This window comes from Rathayibacter sp. VKM Ac-2929, assembly GCF_022815495.1.
In the GTDB taxonomy this organism is placed as follows: domain Bacteria; phylum Actinomycetota; class Actinomycetes; order Actinomycetales; family Microbacteriaceae; genus Rathayibacter; species Rathayibacter festucae.
Genome location: NZ_JALGRV010000001.1, coordinates 148,528 through 169,082, shown reverse-complemented (window position 1 = coordinate 169,082; position 20,555 = coordinate 148,528). Strand labels below are relative to the sequence as shown.

The window sequence follows — 20,555 nt, the reverse complement described above, 5'->3', positions numbered from 1 at the left end:
CACATCGGGGAGCCCCTCCGCGAATCGAGCGGGCGCCCGCCCGGGCCCGCGTACCGTGGCAGTCATGGAGGCCGCCGCGATCGAGCTCGTGCGCTTCGTCGTCTCGCCGCTGCACCGGTTCGAGGGGCGGCCGGCGGACGGCCCGATCCCCTCCGAGGGCAACGAGCAGCCCGAGCGGATCGAGATCCGCGCGGGACTCGGCATCGTCGGCGACCGCTACTTCGCCCAGCGCGCGCACCGGACGGCCGCGGTCACCCTCTTCGCGATCGAGTCGCTCGAGCACGTCGCGGCGGAGCTCGGCCGTGCCGCGTTCGACCCCGCCGACACCCGCCGCAACATCATCGTGCGCGGCGCCGACACCGACGCGCTCGCCGGCCGCACCTTCGCGGTGGAGCAGGGCGGCGAGCGGATCGAGTTCCAGGGCGGCCGCCCGGCCAACCCCTGCGCCTGGATGGACGTCTCGCTCGCGCCCGGAGCCTTCAAGGCGATGCGGCGCCGCGGCGGCGTCCGCTGCGCTCCGCTCACCAACGGCGTCCTCCACATCGGGCCCGCCCGGCTGATCCTCCACCGCTCCGAGGACATGCTGATCTGAGCGGATCGGCAAGCGCCTAGGCTCTCCCCCGACCCGTTCCCGCCAGGCCGCTGCGCCGCGACACCCGAGGAGGCGCCCGTGCCCTACCCCGGCCGCCCCCTGCGCGCCCTCGCCTCGAGCGTCCGCCACGGCCTGCGCGACGTCTTCTCCACCACGCGCTCCCGCCGGCGCGACCCGCGCCGCCGCTACAAGAACACCGACGTCTCCGTCCTCCGCGTCCACCGCCGCGACGTCTACGCCCGCGTCAACACCGTCGGCCACACCGGCGAGCGCACCTTCGTCCTCGTCCCGGGCATCGGCGTCGCCGCCACCTACTTCGAGCGGCTCGCCCCGGCGCTCAACGAGTTCGGCCCCGTGCACGCCCTCGACCTGCCCGGCTTCGGCGGCGTCCCGCACCCGCCGAACGCCCGGCACATGACCATCGGCGACTACGCCGAGCTCGTCGGCGCGGTCATCGACGACCTCGGCCTCGACGACCCGGTCGTCCTCGGCCACTCGATGGGCACGCAGGTCGTCGCCGAGCTCGCCGCGCGCCGGCCCGAGCTCACCACGATCGTCCTGCTCGGCCCGGTGATGAACCCGCACGAGCGCCGCATCCCCGTCGCCGCCTGGCGGTTCCTCCAGTCGAGCGTCCGCGAGCCGGTCCAGGTCGCCGTCCTCGCCGCCGCCGCGTACCTGCTCTGCGGCCCGCGCTGGTTCTCACGGGTGCTGCCCGAGATGATGCAGTACCGGATCGAGGACGTCCTGCCCCGGATCCGCGCCTCCACGCTGGTCATCCGCGGCGAGTTCGACCGCCTCGTCCCGCGGGAGTGGGCGGAGGAGGTCGCCGAGGCGATCCCGCACGCGCGCGCCTGGGAGATCCCGGACGCCTCGCACTCGGTGATGCACGCCCACGCGGAGGAGGTCGCGCGGCTCTGCGTCGAGCACGCCCGCGCGCCGCAGCCCGACCGCGACGAGGCCGAGCTGCGCCGCTTCCCGGACGACGAGGTCGACCGCTCGCAGGAGGACGCCCCGATCGAGGACCCGCTGGGCGCGATCCGCGGCCGGGTGACCGAGCTCGCCGGCATCCTCGTCGACGACGACTCGCTGATCGCCGAGGGCAAGACCCAGCACGCGGAGGCGACCGACCCGGCCGCCCTGCAGGAGTCCGACACCGATGCCGGAGACGGCGACTCCGGGCCCGGCCTCTTCGACACGCCCGCCGCACGCTGAGCGCGGAGCCCGCTCAGGACTCCTCGCCCACGATCTCCTCGCGGATGCGCCGCAGGTCCTCGGCGAGCGCCCCCAGCAGGATCCAGTGCTCCGGGTGCGGGGTCACGATCACCAGCGGGGCGGTCAGCGCCGGCAGCTCATCGGTGATCGGCTCGGGTTCCGGCACCGCGACCGAGGACTGCACGAGCAGCCGCAGGTCGTGCGCCGCGCGGTGCAGCTGCACCGCGATGTCCCCGATCGTCGGCTCGCCCACCAGGTCCTGGTCGTAGAGGTCGTGCACCGTGCGGGTCATCCCGCGCACGCGCGTCACGATGCGGGCGAGCCGCGGAGTGACGGAGTCCAGCGCCAGCAGCCGGTCGCGGTGCGCGGAGCGGCGCGGGTTGAGCCGCAGCGACTCCTCACCGGTCGCGATCGCCTCCTCCGCCTTCGTCTGCATGGTCTGCAGCAGCCGCGCGTTGATCAGCAGCTCACTGAGGCGCTCCCGGCCGACCCTCGTCTCGAGCACGTCGGCCAGGTCGTCGAGCGCCGCGGCGAGCTGCGCGGTGAGGTCGCCGACGGCCCGCTCCGCCGGTGCGAGGGTGATCGGCGGGACGATCAGCGCGTTGACGACGATCCCGACGGCCGCGCCGATCAGCGTCTCGAGGATCCGGTCCACGGCGTAGTTCGGCGTCACCGAGCCGACCGAGAGCACGAGCATCGCGCTGATCGGGATCTGCACCGCGGAGGCGGGCGTCAGCCGGACCACCCAGCCCACCGCGATCGCAGCGACGATCGCGCCGAGGACGATCGCGCTGTCGTCGCCGAAGAGCGTGCCGATCAGCGAGCCGACCACGACGCCGATGATCACGCCGACGCTGCGCTCGAGCGCCTTGGAGAACGACTGGTTCACGCTGGGCGCGACCACCAGCAGCGCCGCGATGGCGCCGAAGACGGGCAGCGTCCCGGGGAAGATCAGGGCGGCGATGATCCAGGTGACGACGGTCGCCGCCGCCGTCTTGACCAGCTGGAGCACCGGCGGCCGCGTGTCCACGGTGAAGCTGGACGTGAGGCGCATGGCTCCACGGTAGCCGCGGCGTGCGGGCGCGGTCACGGCCTCGGCGCCGCCTCGATGCTCGCGAGCACCGCCCGCAGGCCGCGAGCGGCGTCGTCGCGGAGCGCGTCGGGCACCGCGGCGAGCAGTTCCCGCTCCACCTCGAGCACCTCGGGGAAGGCGGCGTCGACCAGCGCGGTCCCCTCGGCGGTCAGCGCGATCAGCGCGCCGCGCCCGTCCGCCGGGTTCGCGGTCCGCAGCACCAGACCGCGGCGCTCGAGCGCGTGCAGCCGCTTCGTCACGGCCGGGGCGGAGGCGAGACCGATCGTCCGCAGCGTCGTCGGCGACTGCGGGGCGGCGAGCCGGCGCAGCGTCGTCAGCACGTCGAACTCGCCGCGGGTCAGCTCGAAGGCGGCGAGCCGCTCCTCGGTCGCGCGCACGAGCAGGGCGGAGGCGCGGATCAGGCGACCCGCGACGTCCACCGCCGAGGTGTCCAGCTCGGGCCGCAGCCGGCGCCAGCCCGCACGGATCTCGTCGACGGCGTCCGGAGCCGCGCCGGGGTCCGGATGCGACGAGTCGCTCGACAGAAGATGATTCACGAGTAAAGTATATATGGTTCACCCGTGAACGACCTCTCCGGCCGGTGCCGCTCGGATCCACCCGCCGACCCGAGGACTCCGATGCCCGCCACCCCCTCCCTCCGCAACGCGCTGCCGCACCCCCGCGAGCTGGTCGCCTTCGGCCCGCACGACGGCGCCCACCGCGTCGCCCTGCGCGCCGGGATCTCGATGGCGGTGCCGCTCCTCCTCCTCTGGGTCTTCGGCCGCACCGACCTCGCCCTCTACGCCACCTTCGGCGCCTTCACCGCGCTCTACGGACGCCGGCACACCCACCGCCCGCGCCTGCTGATGCAGGCCTCGGCCGCCGCCTACCTCGTGGCGATGGTGACGATCGGCACCGCCGTCGCCCTGTCGCCGCAGCGCGACTGGCTGATCATCCCGGTGGTCACGCTCGCCGCCGTCGGCGCCGCCTACCTCAGCGACGCGCTGCACTGGCACCCGCCCGGCCCGCTCTTCCCGGTGTTCGCCGTCACCGCCTGCGCCTCGGTGCCGGTCGAGGCGACGCGGATCCCGGAGGCGTTCGCCCTCGCCGCCGCCTCCGCCGCCTTCTCGCTGCTCATCGGAGTGAGCGGGATCGCCGCCCCGCGCGCCCGGCTGCTGCCCGCGACGCCGTGGCGCCCCTCCTTCCGCGCCGCCGCCGTCCGCTCCACGACCCGCGCCGGGATGCTCCGCTTCGGCGCCGTCGTGCTGATCGCCGGCGCGATCCCCACCGCGACCGGCCTCGGCCACCCCTATTGGGCGATGGTCTCCGCCGTCGCGGCGGCCTCGGGCGCCGACGCGACCGCCCGCCTCGTCCGCGCCGGCCACCGGATGCTCGGCACCGTCATCGGCGTCGCGATCGCCGCCGCGCTGCTCGCCCTGCCGCTGTCCCCGCTCGCCACGATCGGCGTCGTCGTGCTGCTGCAGATGCTCGCCGAGCTCGTCGTCGGCCGCAACTACGGCCTGACCCTCGCCCTGATCACCCCGCTCGCGATCCTGATGGTCGAGCTCGCCCACCACACCGACGAGTTCGTCCTGCTGCGCGACCGCGCCCTCGAGACCGCGATCGGCGTCGCCGTCGGCGTGGCCGCCACCCTCCTGTCCCACGCGATCGCCACCCGCACGCACAGCGGAACCGCCGCCACCCGCTGACCGCCGCGCGCCTGCGGAGCACATCGCCCAACTCCAGATCTGCTCCAGATTAAGACACGATCTGGAGCAACGGGGCGCTCGGGTGGGGACCACAAGCGGACCGTCGTGCGGCTCCCCCAGCAGAGCGATCGCGCGTCCGGGCACGACGGAACCCCCGGTCGGCTCGCGCTGACCGGGGGTTCCACCGGCGGGGGTCGGCGGGCACCGGACCCGATGGGCCCGCCCGCCCCCGCACGAGGCGCGGAGTCGCGCGGCGGTTCCCCCCACCGCGCGACCCTCACACCTCAGCTAGGCGACAAAGCTCCACTTCTGGTGGTTGCCTCCGTTGCAGGACCAGGTCCCGAGCTGACGACCCGCGGTCGTGCTCTCGTCGGGCACGTCGAGGCAGGCGCCGCTCGCGCGGTTGACGATCGTCTGACCGCTCACCTGCCACTGCGCCGTCTGTCCGGACGTGCAGGGCGCCTGCACCAGCGCACCGCCGGAGCCCGAGGACCCGGACTGCGCGAGGCAGAGCCCGCTGTGCTGCGTCTGGAACTGCACGTAGCCACCGGCCGACGCCCGGGCGAACACGGCGTTCGACCCGTTGCCGCAGGTCCACTGGACCACCTTCGAGCCGGTCGCGGTCGAGTCGTCCGCGACGTTCACGCAGAGTCCGCTCGAGGCCGACTTGATCGTCGACCGCGGCAGCGCCGGGGCGGCGTTCACCTTTCCCGCCGCGGTGTCGATGACGACCCCGTCCACCTCGGGCATGGCGACCGAGGTGTTCGACGGGAACTGCAGCGGCTGCCAGACGTAGCTGGAGTCGTTGACCGCTCCGTTGTTGGCGCCCGCCCAGCGGTCGCCCATGTAGAGGTAGGACGTGCCGGCGCTGCCGCTGATGGTCGCGACGTAGGTCGGCTGCGAGCGGTTGCCGGTCGGCCCGCCGAAGTCGGTCGGCGTCGACCACGGCCCGGTGATCTTCGTGGCCGTGGAGTACTTGTTCTGGTTCGGGCTCCAGCCGGTGGTCCCGGACGAGAGCGCGAAGTAGACGCCGTTGCGCTTGAAGATCGTCGGCGCCTCACGCGACTGGTTCTCCCAGTGCAGGCCCTGGAACGACTCGACGTTCGTGTACGACGCGTTGAGCTTGAAGATCGCCGTCGACGCGTTCGTCGTGGGGATGGCCGTCGACGAGAAGAGGTACGCCGACCCGTCGTCGTCCTGGTACACCGTCATGTCGCGCGACTCGTAGCCCTGCGGCCGGAAGCTGCCCTGGTAGGCGTAGGAGCCGTCGATCGTGCTCGAGGTCGCGACCGCGACCCGGCCCTCCCAGTAGTTCTGCCCGTTCTCCCAGTGCATCCAGAGCACGTACTTCTGCGTCGCCGCGTTGTAGACGAGCTTCGGCCGCTCGATCGTGGAGACGTTCAGCTCCGGCGCCGAGTTCTTGGTGAGGATGTCGCCGCGGAACTCCCAGTTCTTGAAGTCGGTGGAGCGGTAGAGCGGGACCGAGATGAACCGGTTGTCCGCGTCGGTGCTCTGACCGACCCAGTAGTAGTACTGCCCGACCTTGAGCAGCCCGGCGCCGTGCCCGTGGATCGGCTGGCCCTGGGTGGTGAGGAACTGCGTGCCGTTGGTGACGGTCTGCGGCGCCGCCGTCGCGGGCGCCAGGCCCGTGACCGCGACCAGCGCCGCCGTGGCGAGCGCCATGATCGCCAGCCTGATCCGTCCTCGTCGTTTCGTCATTGAAACTCTCCTTCTAGTTGAGGGTCATCGAGGGGACGACCCACGTGGTGGTCGACATCGCGGGAGCGGATGCCGTGAACCGGTTGCCGGCGAGCGCGGCCGAGGGCAGCGCCGCGAGGTCCTGGGAGCCGCTGGTGCGCACCCCGGAGGCGGTCGCGGTGGCGGGAGCGAATCGGGTGAGGTCGTAGGTGACCGTCGCGGCCGTCGAGGTGGTGTTGACCGTGATGAGGACGACGCGCCTGCCGGCCTCGTCGTGGAAGGCGACGGTGTCGTTGTCGCTCACGCCGATCACCCGGTAGCCGCGGCGGATGTAGCGGCTCCACTGCGCCATCGCCCAGAACTTCTTGTTCCGGGTGTAGCTCGACAGGTCCGCGGAGGCGTTGTTGAGGTCGGTGTCGAGCATCCCCCAGCCCCCGGAGTCGACCGCCTGCCAGTAGGCGAACGCGCTCGCGCCGAGCCACTTCACGTCCCAGAGGATGTTCTGCGAGAGGGTCGTGCCGCTGGCGTCGCCGTTGCCGTGCTCGGAGTCCCAGATCCGCGTGCCGCGAGCTGCGGTCTTGAAGCCGGTCCGGTCGGAGCCCTCGTAGCTGTGCACGTTGTACTGCCCGACGAGCGCGCGGGTCTGCGCGGACCAGCTGTTCACCGTGTCGCGGCCGACGTCGATGCTCGTCTCGTCCGACGCCGCGATCCGCGTCGGCGACCCCTGCCGCGCGAGCTCGTCCGCCAGCGCCTTGAGCATCGTCGCCTGGTTCGCCGGGAGCATCCGGTTGCCCTCCTGGCGGTTGCCGAAGGTCCAGTAGGCGGCGCTCGGCTCGTTCACCGGCGACAGCGTGCGGAAGGGCACACCCCAGGTCGTGCGGAAGCGCTCGTTCACCGTCACGAGGTAGCGGGCGAAGGCCTCGAAGCTGTCGGGGCGCAGGTTCTCGGCGGCGTTCCTCCCCCCGGTGACACTGCCCGAGATCGTCATCCACCAGGGCGGCGAGTTGGCGAAGGACTCGGCGAGGAAGTCGCTGGCCGGGATCCGCGACTTCGCTGCCTGCAGGAACCAGCGCTGATTCGGATCCGCCGACCAGTCGTAGGCCGCCGAGGCGGACGCGAGGTAGCCGGGGATGCGGGCGCGCAGGTCCATGTGCCCGGGGTAGGCCGGGTTCTCGCCGCCACCGATGTTGTAGCGGACGATGTTCAGCCCGAGACCCTTGTCGCGGTCGAAGAGCAGATCGGCGTAGGTGTCGCGCACGGCCGCCGTGCCGCCGATGCGGTGCGCGAACCAGCAGAGCGCCGTGCCGAAGCCCTCCCACACCGGTCCGCGCTGCGCCGGGTCAACGACCGCCGTGCCGGTGGCGGCGTGCGCGGGTGCGGCGCCCGGCCCGGCCACCGCCGTGACCGCGCCCGTGAGCGCTGCCGTGCCTGCGAGGGCGAGAAGCCCTCTCCTGTCCATCGTCATGGGTACCTCCTTGTACCTGTGGTGCTCGTGCAGCGGCGCTCGATCGGCGTCTCCACTGCGCGGATGTCCACGTCAACATCACTTAGGTGAACGTAGCATGGCAGCGCAACCATGGCCAGCACGATGCGCGCCACGATGGTCAGGAGCCTCGGACGGGGGTCACTCACGTCCACGGGAGGATCGTCGTCCCCGAGCACCAGGAGCGACGCATCCGGGAACGACAGAACCCCCGGTCGGCTCTCGCTGACTCGGGGGTTCTGACTGGCGGTACCGGTGGGATTTGAACCCACGGTGGACGCAAGCCCACACATGTTTTCGAGACATGCTCCTTCGGCCGCTCGGACACGGTACCGAGGACGAGTGTACGCGAGGCTCCGGAATCCCGCCAATCGGCGCGGGAACCGCGGCCGAGCGCGGGCGTGCGGCCGGCGCCGAGGCGTCAGGCGGGCTCGGGGAGGAGGAAGGCGAGCACCCGGTCCCACTCGGAGACGGCGAGCAGATGGCCTCGGCCGGGTACGACCTCGAGGCGCGAGTCGGGCAGGCGGGCGGCGTACCACTCGCCGTGCTGGCGGCCGACGGTCGCGTCCTCGCCGCCGTAGAGGAGGAGCGCCGGGGCGTCGACCGTCTCGACCGCGAAGCCCCACTCCTGGAGGGTGTAGCCGACGATGTCCGCGGCCTGGCCGAGGTTGCCCTGGGCGACGGCGCGCTCGAGCATCACCAGGAGCCGCTCGCGGACGCCGGGCGCCTCGAGCACGTCCGTGTCGGCGGCGTCCCCTCCGAGCACGCCGAGCAGCGACTCGGGGGTGGGTGACGGACCGAACGCCGTGTCGAGCGCGGCGGCGAGGGAGCGGACGGCCTCGTCCACCGGCAGCTCGCGCAGCTGCTCGAGCATCGCCCGGTTCTGCTCGCCGACCCACGGCACGGCGTCATCGGGCGCGGGAGTGCCGAGGACGGCGACGCGCCCGACCAGGCCCGGGTAGTTGGCCGAGAGGGCGAGGGCGACGCGGCCGCCCGCCGACCAGCCGGCCGCGGTGACGGAGGCGATGCCCGCGGTGGCCAGGTACTCGGCGATGTCGGCGGCGGCCTGCTCCGGGCTCGCCCCGGCACCGGCGCCGGCGGGATCGACGTCGGTCAGCAGCTCCGAGGCGCCGTAGCCGGGGCGGTCGAACGAGAGCAGCCGCACGCCGTGGCGGGCGGTGGCCGCGGGGTCGGGGTCGAGTCCGGCGGCGCCGGGTGCGGGGTGCACGAGCACGACGACGTGCTCGGCGCCCTCCGAGCCGGACCAGGCGACTCCGAGCGCGCGGCCGGACTTGAGCGTGTGCACCGTCGAGGTCATGGGCCCAGTCTCCCGCAGACGACCGACACCGCCGGCGCGCCGCTCGGGTGCCGGCCGGACTCCTCCCCAGCGAGTCACTCGGCCGGCTGTCCACCGTCCGGGCGCGGCGCGTCCGGGTGTCGGCGGTGGCCGCTAGGGTCGAAGACACGTTCGAAAGAACTCTCCGATGTCGGAGGCCGGCCGTAGCGTCGCCGGTGCTCCCGCACTCCACCCCTGCCCCGCACTCCCCCGGCCCGGAAGGACCCCATGGCCTCCTCGAAGACGCGCACCGCCGCCTACCGCTGCTCCGAGTGCGGCTGGACGACCGCGAAGTGGGTCGGCCGCTGCGGCGAGTGCCAGCAGTGGGGCTCGGTGATCGAGAGCACCGAGCGCACCGGCCTCGTCCGCGCGGTCGCCGCCGTCGCCCCCACGGCGGCGCGGCTCGCCAAGCCGATCACCCAGATCGAGACCACCTCCGCCGCGCACCGGCCCACGGGCGTCGGCGAGCTCGATCGGGTGCTCGGCGGCGGCATCGTCAACGGCGCCGTCGTCCTCCTCTCCGGCGAGCCGGGCGTCGGCAAGTCGACGCTGCTGCTCGAGGTCGCCTCGCGCGCCGCCGCCGAGGGCCAGCGCGTCCTCTACGTCAGCGCGGAGGAGTCCGCCGCCCAGGTGCGGATGCGGGCCGAGCGCACCGGCGCCATGCACGACAGCCTCTTCCTCGCCGCCGAGACCGACCTCGCCACCGTCCTCGGCCAGATCGACGAGGTCCGCCCGGACCTCTTGATCGTCGACTCCGTGCAGACCGTCGCGAGCGACACGGTGGACGGCCTGCCCGGCGGTCCGAGCCAAGTCCGCGAGGTCGCCGCGACGCTGATCCGCGTCTGCAAGGAGCGCGCGCTGCCCCTCGTGCTCGTCGGCCACGTCACGAAGGACGGCTCGATCGCCGGCCCGCGCCTGCTCGAGCACCTCGTCGACGTCGTCTGCCACTTCGAGGGCGACCGCCAGACGGCGCTGCGCTTCGTCCGCTCCCTCAAGAACCGCTTCGGCCCGACCGACGAGGTCGGCTGCTTCGAGATGACCGCCGAGGGCATCGCCGAGATCCCCGACCCCAGCGGCCTCTTCCTCAGCCGCACCCGCTTCCCCACCCCGGGCATCTGCGTCACCGTCGCGATGGAGGGGCGCCGCGCCCTGCCCGTCGAGATCCAGGCCCTCGTCATCGCGAACGACGGCGACCACCCGCGCCGGGTGACCAACGGCGTGGACGCCTCCCGCGTCGCGATGATCCTCGCGGTGCTCGAGCGCCAGGCCGGGATCCCGCTCCGCCGCTGCGACGTCTACGTCTCGACCGTCGGCGGAGTGAAGCTGATGGAGCCGGCCGCCGACCTCGCCATCGCCGTCGCGATCGCCTCGGCCCACGCCTACACGCCGCTGCGCCCCGGCATCGCGGCCTTCGGCGAGATCAGCCTCTCCGGTGACATCCGCCCGGCGTCCGGCGCGAAGCAGCGCGCCAACGAGGCCACCCGGCTCGGCCACCCCTCCCACCTGGACTCGAGCGCCTTCACCCTCTCGAGCGCGATCACCCACGCCCTCGTGCCGGTGCCCGCCCGCATCCCCGTCGGCTGACGGCCCCCGCACCGGACCGCCGCCCTAGGCTGACGCCGTGAGCAGCGACACCGAGCGGGCCGGCACCGACCAGGACCGTCCCGCCACCGACGGACGCCCTGCCCCCGCCTCCGCACCGGCGGTCCGCCGCCGCCGCCGCCGCTTCCCGATCCCCGCGCTGCTCGACCAGGCCTTCTTCGTCCTCGGCGGCGTCGCGGCGACGCTGCTGGCCGTCGTCCTCGTCACCGACGGCGTCCGCTCCGGCTGGGCCCAGATCGGCTTCTACGTCGCCGTCTGGGTCCTCGTCGCCTACCTCGTGCTGCCGCGGCTGCACCGGATCCTCACCCGCCTCTACGTGCCCGACTACTTCATCGGCCGCGCGCGCACCAGCGACGGCCTACTCGGCGACCCGGTCAACCTCGCCTTCCAGGGCAGCGACGCGCAGCTGGTCCACGCGATGACCTCCTCCGGCTGGACCCGCGCCGACGAGGTCACGGTGCGCAGCAGCCGGCGGATCATCACCGCCACGCTCACCCGCCGCAGCTACCACCGCGCCCCCGTCTCGCCGCTCTTCGTGTTCGGGCGGCAGCAGGACGTCGCGTTCCAGCAGGAGGTCGCCGGCAACCCGGGCAAGCGCCACCACGTGCGCTTCTGGCGCTGCCCAGAGAACTGGTTCCTGCCCGGCGGGTTCCCCGTCGAGTGGGTCGCCGCCGGCACCTTCGACCGCAGCGTCGGACTGTCGCTCTTCACGCTCCAGGTCACGCACAAGATCTCCCCCGACACCGACCAGGAACGCGACCACATCGTGGCGAGCCTCCGCGAGCACCACCCCGAGGTGACGGTCGACGTCATCCAGGACTTCTCCACCGGCTACCACTCCCGCAACGGCGGCGGCGACTCCATCGTCACCGACGGCGATCTGCCGGTCGTCGACCTCCGCGCGATCCCCCTGCCGTCCGGGGCCGCCGGGCGCGACGCGATCGCCCCCGTCGCCGCCACCGAGCTCGCCGGTGCACTCGGCACCTCGTCCGCGACGGTCCTCCGCCGGCCCGTCACCACGCACGTCGGCGCCCTGATGCTCGTCGCCCGCGGCCTCGCGTACGCGCTCCAGGCCGTGCTGCTGCTCGCCGGCGCCGCCTCGCTCGACGATCTGACCTGGCTCGACGGCGGCACCGCCACGGCGGGCGGCTCCACGCTCGACGAGGCCTCGACCCGGCCGATCGCCGCAGCCCTCCTCGGGGCGGCGACGCTCCTCTGGCTGCTCCTCGGCGCACTCGTGCTCCGCGGCTCCGGGACGGCCCGCCTGCTCGCCCTCTCCTCCAGCCTGCTCAGCACGATCACCGCCTTCGCCGCGGTGCTCCAGGGCGGCGCGGCGATCAGCCTGCAGACCAACCTCGGCAGCGTCGCCTTCGACATCCTCGTGCTGCTCGCCCTCTCGAGCCGCAGCTCCCGCGACTACGCGGCCGCGAAGAGTCGGCTCCGCGCCGACCGCCGTGCCGAGAGCAGATCGAGACGGGCTGCTCGCGGCCGGACGGGCTAGACCCCGCCGCCTCCGCCGCCGCCCCCGCCACCGCCGGAGCTGCCGCCGCCGCCCGCGCCGCCGCTCGACGAGCTCGACGAGGAGCCGACGAAGCTCGACGCGGTCGAGGAGAACGAGGAGATGCTCCCCGCGAACGCCGCGGCGTGGAACCCCGTCGACCCCGAGTACCAGACCGGGCTCTCACCGGTCTGCTCGTAGGCGGTCGCGAGCGCCGCCGACCACTCCTTCTCCAGCCCGAGGAGCACCGCCCAGGGCAGCAGCCGCTCGGTCACCTCGACGACCTCGACCGGACCGACGCTGCGCCGGTCGGTACCGCGGGGCGACTGCAGCATCGCGAACCGGTCCGCCTCCGCCAGCCGCAGATACAGCTCGAGACCCTTCAGGTGGTCGCGCAGCTCCGCGCCGGCCGCGGTCAGCGGCACCTTCGCGAGCAGGACGCAGACCAGCGCCCCCACGACCAGCGCCGAGAGGAGCAGCACGATCGGCAGCGCCCCGCCGAGCGCCGCCCCGAACAGGAGCGCCCCGGACAGCACGACGCCGACGACGGCGACCACCGCGAGCACGATCAGGAGCACGGAGCCGCGCACCGTTCCGGAGCGCCGCAGTCCCTCCTCCACGACCCGCGCGGACATCACCGTCTGGAAGGACGACACCGCCTTCCCGAACTCCTTGTCCTTCCCGCTCAGATCGCGGACGGCGCCCGGCGAGGGCGAGGCTCCGAACGCGATCTCGAAGAACTCCCGGTCGACGGGAGGGACGACCCGCGGTCGGCCGGCCCGTCGCGGCGCGGCCGTCGCCGGATCGAGCACGCGGAGCAGGAAGCCCGGCTTCCTCCCCGAGTCCTTCTCCTCGACCCGGACCAGCCCGCGGACCGCCGCGTCGAGCAGCGCCGCGGCCGGAGCGCGCGAGGACCGCCCGCGCAGCGCCGCGGAGAGGAAGAGCCCCTGCGCGGGCGGCTCGTACTCGGCGATCACCGTCGGGCGCCCCGGAGCATCGCGCAGCACCGTGGCACGCCGACGGATCGCCGCGACGAGCACGCCGAACAGCACGAGCATCGACGCCAGCTGCACCCAGGCCCAGCCCGAGGCGAAGTAGCCGTCGTCGCGCGGCGTGAAGGTCCCCGGCGCGAATCCGACGGCGACCGTCACGTTCTCGTACGCCGCCAGGTCGGTCCCGCTCGCAGTCACCACGGCGCCGTCGCGGCCGATCGAGCAGCCGTCGGTGGAGCCGGCCGCGCCGCGGTAGCAGGATGCGGTCCCGGTCGCCGCCTCGGCCAGGCCGCCGGTGAGCCGGACCCGGACGTCGTAGCGGTCGAAGGGCTGCCGCCACTGCGTGCCGTTCGCGTCCCAGTAGAACTCGTCCTCGCCGCTCCTCGTTCCGGAGCCGGGCAGCGTCACGTCGTGCTGGGTGTAGGTGAAGACGTAGGTCTGGCTGCCGCTGACGAAGCCGTCCGCGGCGCTCGTCACGAGGAGGATCCCGTCCTCGGTCTCGGTGTCGACGGGCCGAGCCCGTCCCGTCTCGTCCGTCACCGACACCAGGTCGACGCCGGTCGGATACCCCTGGTACTCGAGCGGTATCGCCCGCTGCATCCCGCGGTTCTGGTCCTCGGGGAACTCCGCGACGAACGTCTCGACCGTCGTCAGCGTCGAGCGCCCCTCGGCGTCGCGGCCGAGGTCGTAGTCGACGGCGTAGCGGGAGAAGCGGAAGTCGTCGACGCCGCGTGCTGGTCCGCCGATGGCGGCGGCGCCGACGGCAGCGGCGGCGGCCGGCTCGCCCCCGTGGCCCGCGGGCAGGGGTCCCGCCGTCGCCGCGGGCGCTCCCGCCAGCGCGGCCGCGAGCAGCATCCCCGTCGCTCCCGCGGACAGCCCGGATCCGCGCGCTCCGGAGCCCCGCCCCCTCGGCGTGATCGCGGACAGGAGCCGGCGGAGCGTCCTCATCATGTCCGTGAGCGTACGCGCGCGTGTTCCGCGCCACCTCCCCCTGAAGGGCGACAGGCGAGACGGACTACTGCAGCAGGAACTGCGTCGTCGACCCCGACGGGATGCCCGCGACCGAGACCGACAGGTTGTACGCCGCGCCGCCCCCCTCGACCGCCTCGCGCCCGCCGGAGCAGCTGTCCGGCGAGGAGCGGGTGCGGTCCCAGGTGATCGAGCTGCCCGTCACCGAGGTGCCGGCCGGGAGCAGGATCTCCAGGGACGACGCACCCGTCTGGCAGTCGGTCGAGGTCCAGACCGGGTCGGACCCGCTGGTGATCGTGAAGACCTGTCCGCTCGTCCCGGCGTCGATCACGCAGTCGGTGCTCGAGATGTTCGCGAGCGACAGCGAGAGCTGCGGGGCCTCGTCCGGCCCGTAGCTCGTCGCATCGGTGACGGCCGTGACCGCGACGGTGTCGGCGGTGCAGGCGGCGGCGTCGGCGGGCGGCGAGCCCTCCGGCGCCGTCGAGGGGTAGAGCGTCGGCAGCGACGAGGCCGTCGGGCTCGCCCTCTCAGCGGCTCCGCGCGCGCCCGCCCACGGCTGCAGCGAGACCAGCGCGGCGATCCCGGCGATGATCACCAGGAGCGCGAGGATCAGGCCGGCCCTGCGCCGCCGGTAGACCCGGGAGGGCAGGCGGCGGGGAGGCAGAGTCACCGACACAGGCTACGACGCGCGAGCGCTCAGAGCGTCTTGAGCATGCGGGTGTTGCCGAGCGTGTTCGGCTTCACCCGGGCGAGGTCGAGGAACTCGGCGACGCCCTCGTCGGGAGAGCGCAGCAGCTCGGCGTACACCTCCGGGTCGACGACCTTCTCGCCGATCGGCGCGTAGCCGTGGCGCTCGAAGAAGCCGACCTCGAAGGTCAGGCAGAACAGGCGCTTGAGCCCGAGCTCCCGCGCGTCGTTCTCCAGGCGCTCCAGGATGTGGTGGCCGACGCCCCGGCCGAGCCAGTCCTTCGAGACGGCGAGCGTGCGCACCTCCGCGATGTCGTCCCACATCACGTGCAGCGCGCCGCAGCCGATGGCGGTGCCGTCACCGGACTCCGCGATCCGGAACTCCTGCACGGCGCCGTAGAGCACCACGCGGTCCTTGCCGAGGAGGATGCGCTCGTTGACGAGCGGCTCGCTGAGCTCCTGGATGAAGGGGACGTCGCTCGTGCGCGCGCGGCGCACCGGGTACTTCCAATCGGCCATCCGACAAGCGTACGGCCGAACGACGACGAGCCCGTCCCTCCGCGAGGAGGAACGGGCTCGCTGTCGTGCTGTGCGGGTGCTACGCCATCAGGTCGGGCGTCGCCGGGCCGGCGGTCGCCGCTCCCGCCGTCGCACCGGCGCTGATCGAGATCAGGCGCGGCGTCGTCGTGAAGACGAACTTGCCCTCCGCGAAGTCCACGTGCACGTGGTCTCCGGCACCGAGCTGGCCGTGCAGGATCTGCTCGGACAGCTGATCCTCGATCTCGCGCTGGATCGCGCGGCGCAGCGGGCGGGCGCCGAGGGCCGGGTCGAACCCGACCTCGATCAGCCGCTCCTTGGCCGACTGCGTCAGCTCCACCGTCATGTCGCGGTCCAGCAGGCGGTCGCCGAGGCGGCCGATGAACAGGTCGACGATCTGGAGCAGCTCGGGCTTCGACAGCTGCGGGAAGACGATGACGTCGTCCACGCGGTTGAGGAACTCGGGCTTGAAGTGCTTCTTCAGCTCCTCGTTGACCTTGCCGCGCATGCGGTCGTAGCCGGTGGCGTTCTCGCCCTCGATCTGGAACCCGACGGGACCACCGGCGATGTCACGCGCACCGAGGTTGGTGGTCATGATGATGACGGTGTTCTTGAAGTCGACGACGCGCCCCTGGCCGTCGGTCAGACGACCCTCCTCGAGGATCTGGAGGAGCGAGTTGAAGATGTCGGGGTGGGCCTTCTCGATCTCGTCGAAGAGGACCACGCTGAAGGGCTTCCGGCGGACCTTCTCGGTGAGCTGGCCGCCCTCCTCGAAGCCGACGAACCCGGGAGGGGCACCGAACAGCCGCGAGACGGTGTGCTTCTCGCCGTACTCCGACATGTCGAGCGAGATCATCGCGTTCTCGTCGTCGAAGAGGAACTCGGCGAGCGCCTTGGCGAGCTCGGTCTTTCCGACGCCGGTGGGGCCGGCGAAGATGAACGATCCCGAGGGGCGCTTGGGGTCCTTGAGCCCGGCGCGGGTGCGGCGGATGGTCCGCGAGAGGGCCGCGATGGCCTCCTCCTGGCCGATGACGCGCTGGTGCAGCGCCTTCTCCATGAAGACGAGCCGCGAGGACTCCTCCTCGGTCAGCTTGAAGACCGGGATGCCGGTCGCCTGCGCGAGGACCTCGGCGATCAGGCCCTCGTCGACGACACCGGTCGCCTTGACGTCGCCCGACTTCCACTTCTTCTCCAGGCGCAGGCGCTCACCGAGCAGCTGCTTCTCCTCGTCGCGGAGCGACGCGGCCTTCTCGAAGTCCTGGTCCTCGATCGCGGCCTCCTTCGCGGTGCGGACGACGGCGATCTTGTCGTCGAACTCGCGCAGCTCCGGCGGGGCCGAGAGGATCGAGAGGCGCAGGCGGGCGCCGGCCTCGTCGATCAGGTCGATGGCCTTGTCGGGGAGGAAGCGGTCGCTGATGTAGCGGTCCGCGAGGTTGGCGGCCGAGACGATGGCACCGTCGGTGATGGACACCTTGTGGTGCGCCTCGTAGCGGTCGCGCAGGCCCTTGAGGATGTTGATGGTGTGGGGCAGCGACGGCTCCGCGACCTGGATCGGCTGGAAGCGGCGCTCGAGCGCGGCGTCCTTCTCGAAGTGCTTGCGGTACTCGTCGAGCGTGGTCGCGCCGATGGTCTGCAGCTCGCCGCGGGCGAGCAGCGGCTTGAGGATCGAGGCGGCGTCGATCGCGCCCTCCGCGGCCCCTGCGCCGACGAGGGTGTGGATCTCGTCGATGAAGGTGATGATGTCGCCGCGGGTGCGGATCTCCTTCGTCACCTTCTTGAGGCGCTCCTCGAAGTCTCCGCGGTAGCGGGAGCCGGCGATGAGCGAGCCGAGGTCGAGCGTGTAGAGCTGCTTGTCCTTGAGCGTCTCGGGCACGTCGCCGCGCACGATCGCCTGGGCGAGGCCCTCGACGACGGCGGTCTTGCCGACGCCGGGCTCGCCGATCAGGACGGGGTTGTTCTTGGAGCGGCGGGAGAGGATCTGCATGACCCGCTCGATCTCCTTCTCGCGCCCGATGACCGGGTCGAGCTTGTTGTCGCGCGCCGCCTGCGTGAGGTTGCGTCCGAACTGGTCGAGGATCTGCGAGCCGCCCTGAGGCTGCTGCTGCTCACCGCCCACGGCGACCTGCTCCTTGCCCTGGTAGCCCGAGAGGAGCTGGATGACCTGCTGGCGCACCCGGTTGAGGTCGGCGCCCAGCTTGACGAGCACCTGTGCGGCGACGCCCTCGCCCTCGCGGATAAGGCCGAGCAGGATGTGCTCGGTCCCGATGTAGTTGTGGCCGAGCTGCAGCGCTTCGCGCAGGGACAGCTCGAGGACCTTCTTCGCACGCGGCGTGAAGGGGATGTGGCCGGTGGGCTGCTGCTGCCCCTGGCCGATGATGTCCTGGACCTGCTCGCGCACCGCGTCGAGCGAGATGCCGAGGGATTCGAGCGCCTTGGCGGCCACTCCCTCGCCCTCGTGGATCAGGCCGAGCAGGATGTGCTCGGTCCCGATGTAGTTGTGATTGAGCATCTTGGCCTCTTCTTGGGCCAGGACGACGACGCGCCGTGCGCGATCGGTGAATCTCTCGAACATGCTGTCACTCCCTACAGAACCCGCAGGGGTGGGCTCCGATAGCTCGACTGTAGCCAGCGCTCCCCCCGGTCGGACCCCCTGTTCGCCCTGGGCGTGAGGACCGATTTCTATGCACAGACATAGACTTCCGCTATGAGCAATCTGGAGGAGCATCCGGACGAGCACGCGGTCGCGTCCGAGCCGGTCGCCGCGTCTCCCGTCGAGATCCTCGAGGCGCGGCTCGTGCCGCTCGGCGGAGCCCGCGCCATCGAGGTGCGGCGCACCCTCCCCCAGCGCTCGCGCTCCACGATCGGCGCCTGGTGCTTCGCGGACCACTACGGTCCGGTGCGCCTCGGCGAGGAGGCGGGGATGGACGTCCCGCCGCACCCGCACACCGGACTGCAGACGGTCAGCTGGCTCTTCGAGGGCGAGATCGACCACCGCGACAGCGTCGGGAGCCACCAGCTCGTGCGCCCGGGCGAGCTCAATCTGATGACCGCCGGGCGCGGCATCTCGCACTCCGAGGTCTCCACCGGCGCCGAGCCCGTTCTGCACGGCGTGCAGCTCTGGGTGGCGCTGCCCGAGGAGGCGCGCCTGGGCGAGCCGTTCTTCGAGCACCACCGCGGCGTGCGGGTGGAGCTGCCCGGTGCGAGCGCGCAGGTGTTCGTCGGCGAGCTGCTCGGCGCCTCCGTGCCCGCGAGCGTGTTCACCCCGCTGGTCGCCGCGCAGCTCGACCTCGAGCCGGGCGCCCGCGTCGAGATCCCGCTCGAGACCGCGTGGGAGCACGGAGTGCTGGTCGACGCCGGCCCGCTCGAGGTGGACGGCGTCGACGTCCCCCGCTCCGACCTCGCCTACCTCGCACCGGGTCGCGACATGCTGGTGCTGACGGCCGGGGTCGCGGGCGCCCGGGTCGTGCTGATCGGCGGCGAGCCGTTCCCGGACCAGCTGGTGATGTGGTGGAACTTCGTCGGCCGCAGCCACGACGACGTCGCCGCCGCGCGCGAGCGCTGGCAGAGCGACGTCATCGCGGGCGGCGACGCGGACGGGCCGTTCGGCAGGGTCGCGGGTTACCCCGGCCGGGCACTGCCGGCGCCGACCCTGCCGACCGTCCGGCTGAAGCCGCGCCGACGCGCCTGAGCGCGCCGGCGCCGGCCGGCTCAGGCGGTTCGCCTCAGGACGCTCCGGCCGCCTCCTCCTTCTCCTTCGCCGCGCGCTTCTCCGCCGCCTCGCGGTCGGTCGCCTCGGCGGTCTCGCGGAACGCGCGGCGCGGATCCTGCAGCGCGCTCATCGGCGACAGGTCGCGGCGCGAGACCGCGTCGACGACCCAGCCGGCGATGATGCGCCACTTGCGGTCGAACGTGGGCATGGCCGCCCCGTGGTACGCCCGGTGCGCGAGCCAGGCGGGCACTCCGCGGAGCTTCACGCCCTTGATGACCCCCGCGCCCTTGCCGATCCCGTACTCGGCGACCGTGCCGACGGACACGTGCCGGTACTCCTCGACCGGGCCGCCGGTGATGTCGGCGATGATGTTGCGCGCCAGCAGCTTGGCCTGGCGGACGGCGTTCTGGGCGTTCGGCGGGTAGTACGCGGGCTGCTTCGCGGCGGTGAGGTCGGGCACCTGCGCGCCGTCGCCGGCCGCCCAGGCCGAGCCGACGGGCTCGCCGTCCTCGGTGATCACCCGGAGGCGAGCGTCGGCCATCACGTGCCCCTTCGGCCCGCGCGGCGAGTCGGTCGCGTCGAGGATCGGGTTGGGCTTCACGCCCGCGGTCCAGACGATCGTCGCGGCGGGGATCCGCTCACCGCTGGAGAGCTCGACCACGCCGTCCTCGCAGGAGGGCATCGTCGTCTTCAGGTGCACGTGCACGCCGCGCTCGCGGAGGTGGTCGAGCGTCCAGACCGAGAGCTCCGGGCCGACCTCGGGCGCGACGCGGTCGAGCGCCTCGACGAGGTGCCAGGTGACGTCGCCCATCGAGAGCGACGGCTGCGCGGCGAGGGTGCGGCGGCTGAGGTCGAGCAGTTCGCTGAGCGCCTCGACCCCGGTGTAGCCGCCGCCGACGAAGACGAAGGTGAGCAGGCGCCGGCGCTCGGTCGGATCGGTGGTCAGCGCAGCCTTCGCGATGTTCTCGATGACGCGGTCGCGCAGGTGCGCCGCCTCCTCGACCGTCTTGAAGCCGATGGCGTGCTCGGCGAGACCGGGCGTCGGGAAGGTGCGGGTCACCGCGCCGAGCGCGAAGACGACGTGGTCGAAGGGCAGCGTGCGGCTGGTGCCGTCCATCGCTGCGACGGTGGCCGAGCGCTCGGCCAGGCTGACGCCGGTGATCGCGCCGCGGACGATGCGGGTGCGCTTCAGCGCCTGCACCAGCGGCACCGTGACGTGGCGCGGCTGGACGTGCCCGCCGGCCACCTCGGGGAGGAGCGGCTGGTAGGTCATGTAGGGGTTCGGCTCGACGACGGTGACGTCGATCGGCGTCGCCCCGCGGAGCTTCTCGAGGCCCCAGGCCGTGTAGAGGCCGACGTAGCCGCCGCCGAGGATGAGGATGCGCGTCGTTCTGCTCGCCGCCATGACGTTCCCTTCTGAAGTGCCGGCCCCGGAAGGACCGACGGCCCACCGTGCTGA

General features: G+C 72.8%; 16 protein-coding genes and 1 tRNA gene. 6 read left to right on the top strand and 11 right to left on the bottom strand.

Going from position 1 to position 20,555, the window contains the following annotated elements; all coding sequences use genetic code 11:
- The first annotated feature begins 64 nt into the window (after positions 1–64).
- A complete protein-coding gene (locus tag MT355_RS00745; RefSeq protein WP_243598162.1) occupies positions 65–592 on the top strand; it encodes an MOSC domain-containing protein in 528 nt (175 codons plus the stop codon).
- 78 nt (positions 593–670) lie between these two features.
- A complete protein-coding gene (locus tag MT355_RS00740) occupies positions 671–1,804 on the top strand; it encodes an alpha/beta fold hydrolase (protein WP_243598161.1) in 1,134 nt (377 codons plus the stop codon).
- Between the two features lie 13 nt (positions 1,805–1,817).
- Here MT355_RS00740 and MT355_RS00735 read toward each other — a convergent pair whose 3' ends face one another.
- Both MT355_RS00735 and MT355_RS21480 read right to left on the bottom strand, forming a co-directional pair.
- Positions 1,818–2,858 (bottom strand): aromatic acid exporter family protein, encoded by a 1,041-nt coding sequence (locus MT355_RS00735; protein WP_243598160.1) that lies wholly within the window; start codon positions 2,856–2,858, stop codon positions 1,818–1,820.
- Positions 2,859–2,890: 32 nt separating this feature from the next.
- The gene (locus tag MT355_RS21480) at positions 2,891–3,433 is read right to left on the bottom strand and encodes a MarR family winged helix-turn-helix transcriptional regulator (RefSeq protein ID WP_243598159.1); all 543 of its coding nucleotides are present in this window, start codon (positions 3,431–3,433) and stop codon (positions 2,891–2,893) included.
- Positions 3,434–3,514: 81 nt separating this feature from the next.
- Here MT355_RS21480 and MT355_RS00725 point away from each other — a divergent pair, with 81 nt between their 5' ends.
- Positions 3,515–4,585 carry an FUSC family protein gene (locus MT355_RS00725; RefSeq protein WP_243598158.1) on the top strand — a complete coding sequence of 357 codons (1,071 nt, stop codon included), beginning with the start codon at positions 3,515–3,517 and terminating at the stop codon, positions 4,583–4,585.
- Positions 4,586–4,873: 288 nt separating this feature from the next.
- On the opposite strand, the gene MT355_RS00720 is transcribed toward MT355_RS00725, so the two are convergent.
- From MT355_RS00720 to MT355_RS00705, 4 genes are all read right to left on the bottom strand, one after another.
- Positions 4,874–6,304, bottom strand: a complete 1,431-nt coding sequence (locus MT355_RS00720; protein WP_243598157.1) for an RICIN domain-containing protein — start codon at positions 6,302–6,304, stop codon at positions 4,874–4,876.
- A gap of 13 nt (positions 6,305–6,317) precedes the next feature.
- Positions 6,318–7,748, bottom strand: a complete 1,431-nt coding sequence (locus MT355_RS00715; protein ID WP_243598156.1) for a glycoside hydrolase — start codon at positions 7,746–7,748, stop codon at positions 6,318–6,320.
- Positions 7,749–8,010: 262 nt separating this feature from the next.
- Positions 8,011–8,100, bottom strand: a tRNA-Ser gene (locus MT355_RS00710).
- Between the two features lie 87 nt (positions 8,101–8,187).
- Positions 8,188–9,084: an alpha/beta fold hydrolase gene (locus MT355_RS00705; protein ID WP_243598155.1), complete on the bottom strand. Its 897-nt coding sequence runs from the start codon at positions 9,082–9,084 to the stop codon at positions 8,188–8,190.
- Positions 9,085–9,330: 246 nt separating this feature from the next.
- Between MT355_RS00705 and radA the strand changes: the two genes are divergently transcribed.
- Together radA and MT355_RS00695 are read left to right on the top strand one after the other, a co-directional pair.
- Positions 9,331–10,686 (top strand): DNA repair protein RadA, encoded by a 1,356-nt coding sequence (gene radA, locus MT355_RS00700; RefSeq protein ID WP_123705510.1) that lies wholly within the window; start codon positions 9,331–9,333, stop codon positions 10,684–10,686.
- A 37-nt stretch (positions 10,687–10,723) separates the two neighbouring features.
- Positions 10,724–12,205 (top strand): LssY C-terminal domain-containing protein, encoded by a 1,482-nt coding sequence (locus tag MT355_RS00695; RefSeq protein ID WP_243598154.1) that lies wholly within the window; start codon positions 10,724–10,726, stop codon positions 12,203–12,205.
- Here MT355_RS00695 and MT355_RS00690 read toward each other — a convergent pair.
- From MT355_RS00690 to MT355_RS00675, 4 genes are all read right to left on the bottom strand, one after another.
- Positions 12,202–14,145, bottom strand: a complete 1,944-nt coding sequence (locus MT355_RS00690; protein WP_279391986.1) for a DUF2207 domain-containing protein — start codon at positions 14,143–14,145, stop codon at positions 12,202–12,204. The two genes, MT355_RS00695 and MT355_RS00690, sit on opposite strands and share 4 nt — an antisense overlap.
- 64 nt (positions 14,146–14,209) lie before the next feature.
- Positions 14,210–14,833 carry a hypothetical protein gene (locus MT355_RS00685; protein WP_243598153.1) on the bottom strand — a complete coding sequence of 208 codons (624 nt, stop codon included), beginning with the start codon at positions 14,831–14,833 and terminating at the stop codon, positions 14,210–14,212.
- Positions 14,834–14,859: 26 nt separating this feature from the next.
- Positions 14,860–15,369, bottom strand: coding sequence for an amino-acid N-acetyltransferase (locus tag MT355_RS00680; protein ID WP_243598152.1), 510 nt, complete (start codon positions 15,367–15,369; stop codon positions 14,860–14,862).
- A 79-nt stretch (positions 15,370–15,448) separates the two neighbouring features.
- Entirely contained in the window at positions 15,449–17,959 is a 2,511-nt protein-coding gene (locus tag MT355_RS00675) for an ATP-dependent Clp protease ATP-binding subunit (RefSeq protein WP_123446787.1), read from the bottom strand.
- A gap of 132 nt (positions 17,960–18,091) precedes the next feature.
- Between MT355_RS00675 and MT355_RS00670 the strand changes: the two genes are divergently transcribed.
- The gene (locus MT355_RS00670; RefSeq protein ID WP_243598151.1) at positions 18,092–19,075 is read left to right on the top strand and encodes a pirin family protein; all 984 of its coding nucleotides are present in this window, start codon (positions 18,092–18,094) and stop codon (positions 19,073–19,075) included.
- A gap of 34 nt (positions 19,076–19,109) precedes the next feature.
- On the opposite strand, the gene MT355_RS00665 is transcribed toward MT355_RS00670, so the two are convergent.
- On the bottom strand, positions 19,110–20,501 hold the full coding sequence (locus MT355_RS00665; RefSeq protein WP_243598150.1) for an NAD(P)/FAD-dependent oxidoreductase: 1,392 nt from the start codon (positions 20,499–20,501) through the stop codon (positions 19,110–19,112).
- Between the last annotated feature and the right edge of the window lie 54 nt (positions 20,502–20,555).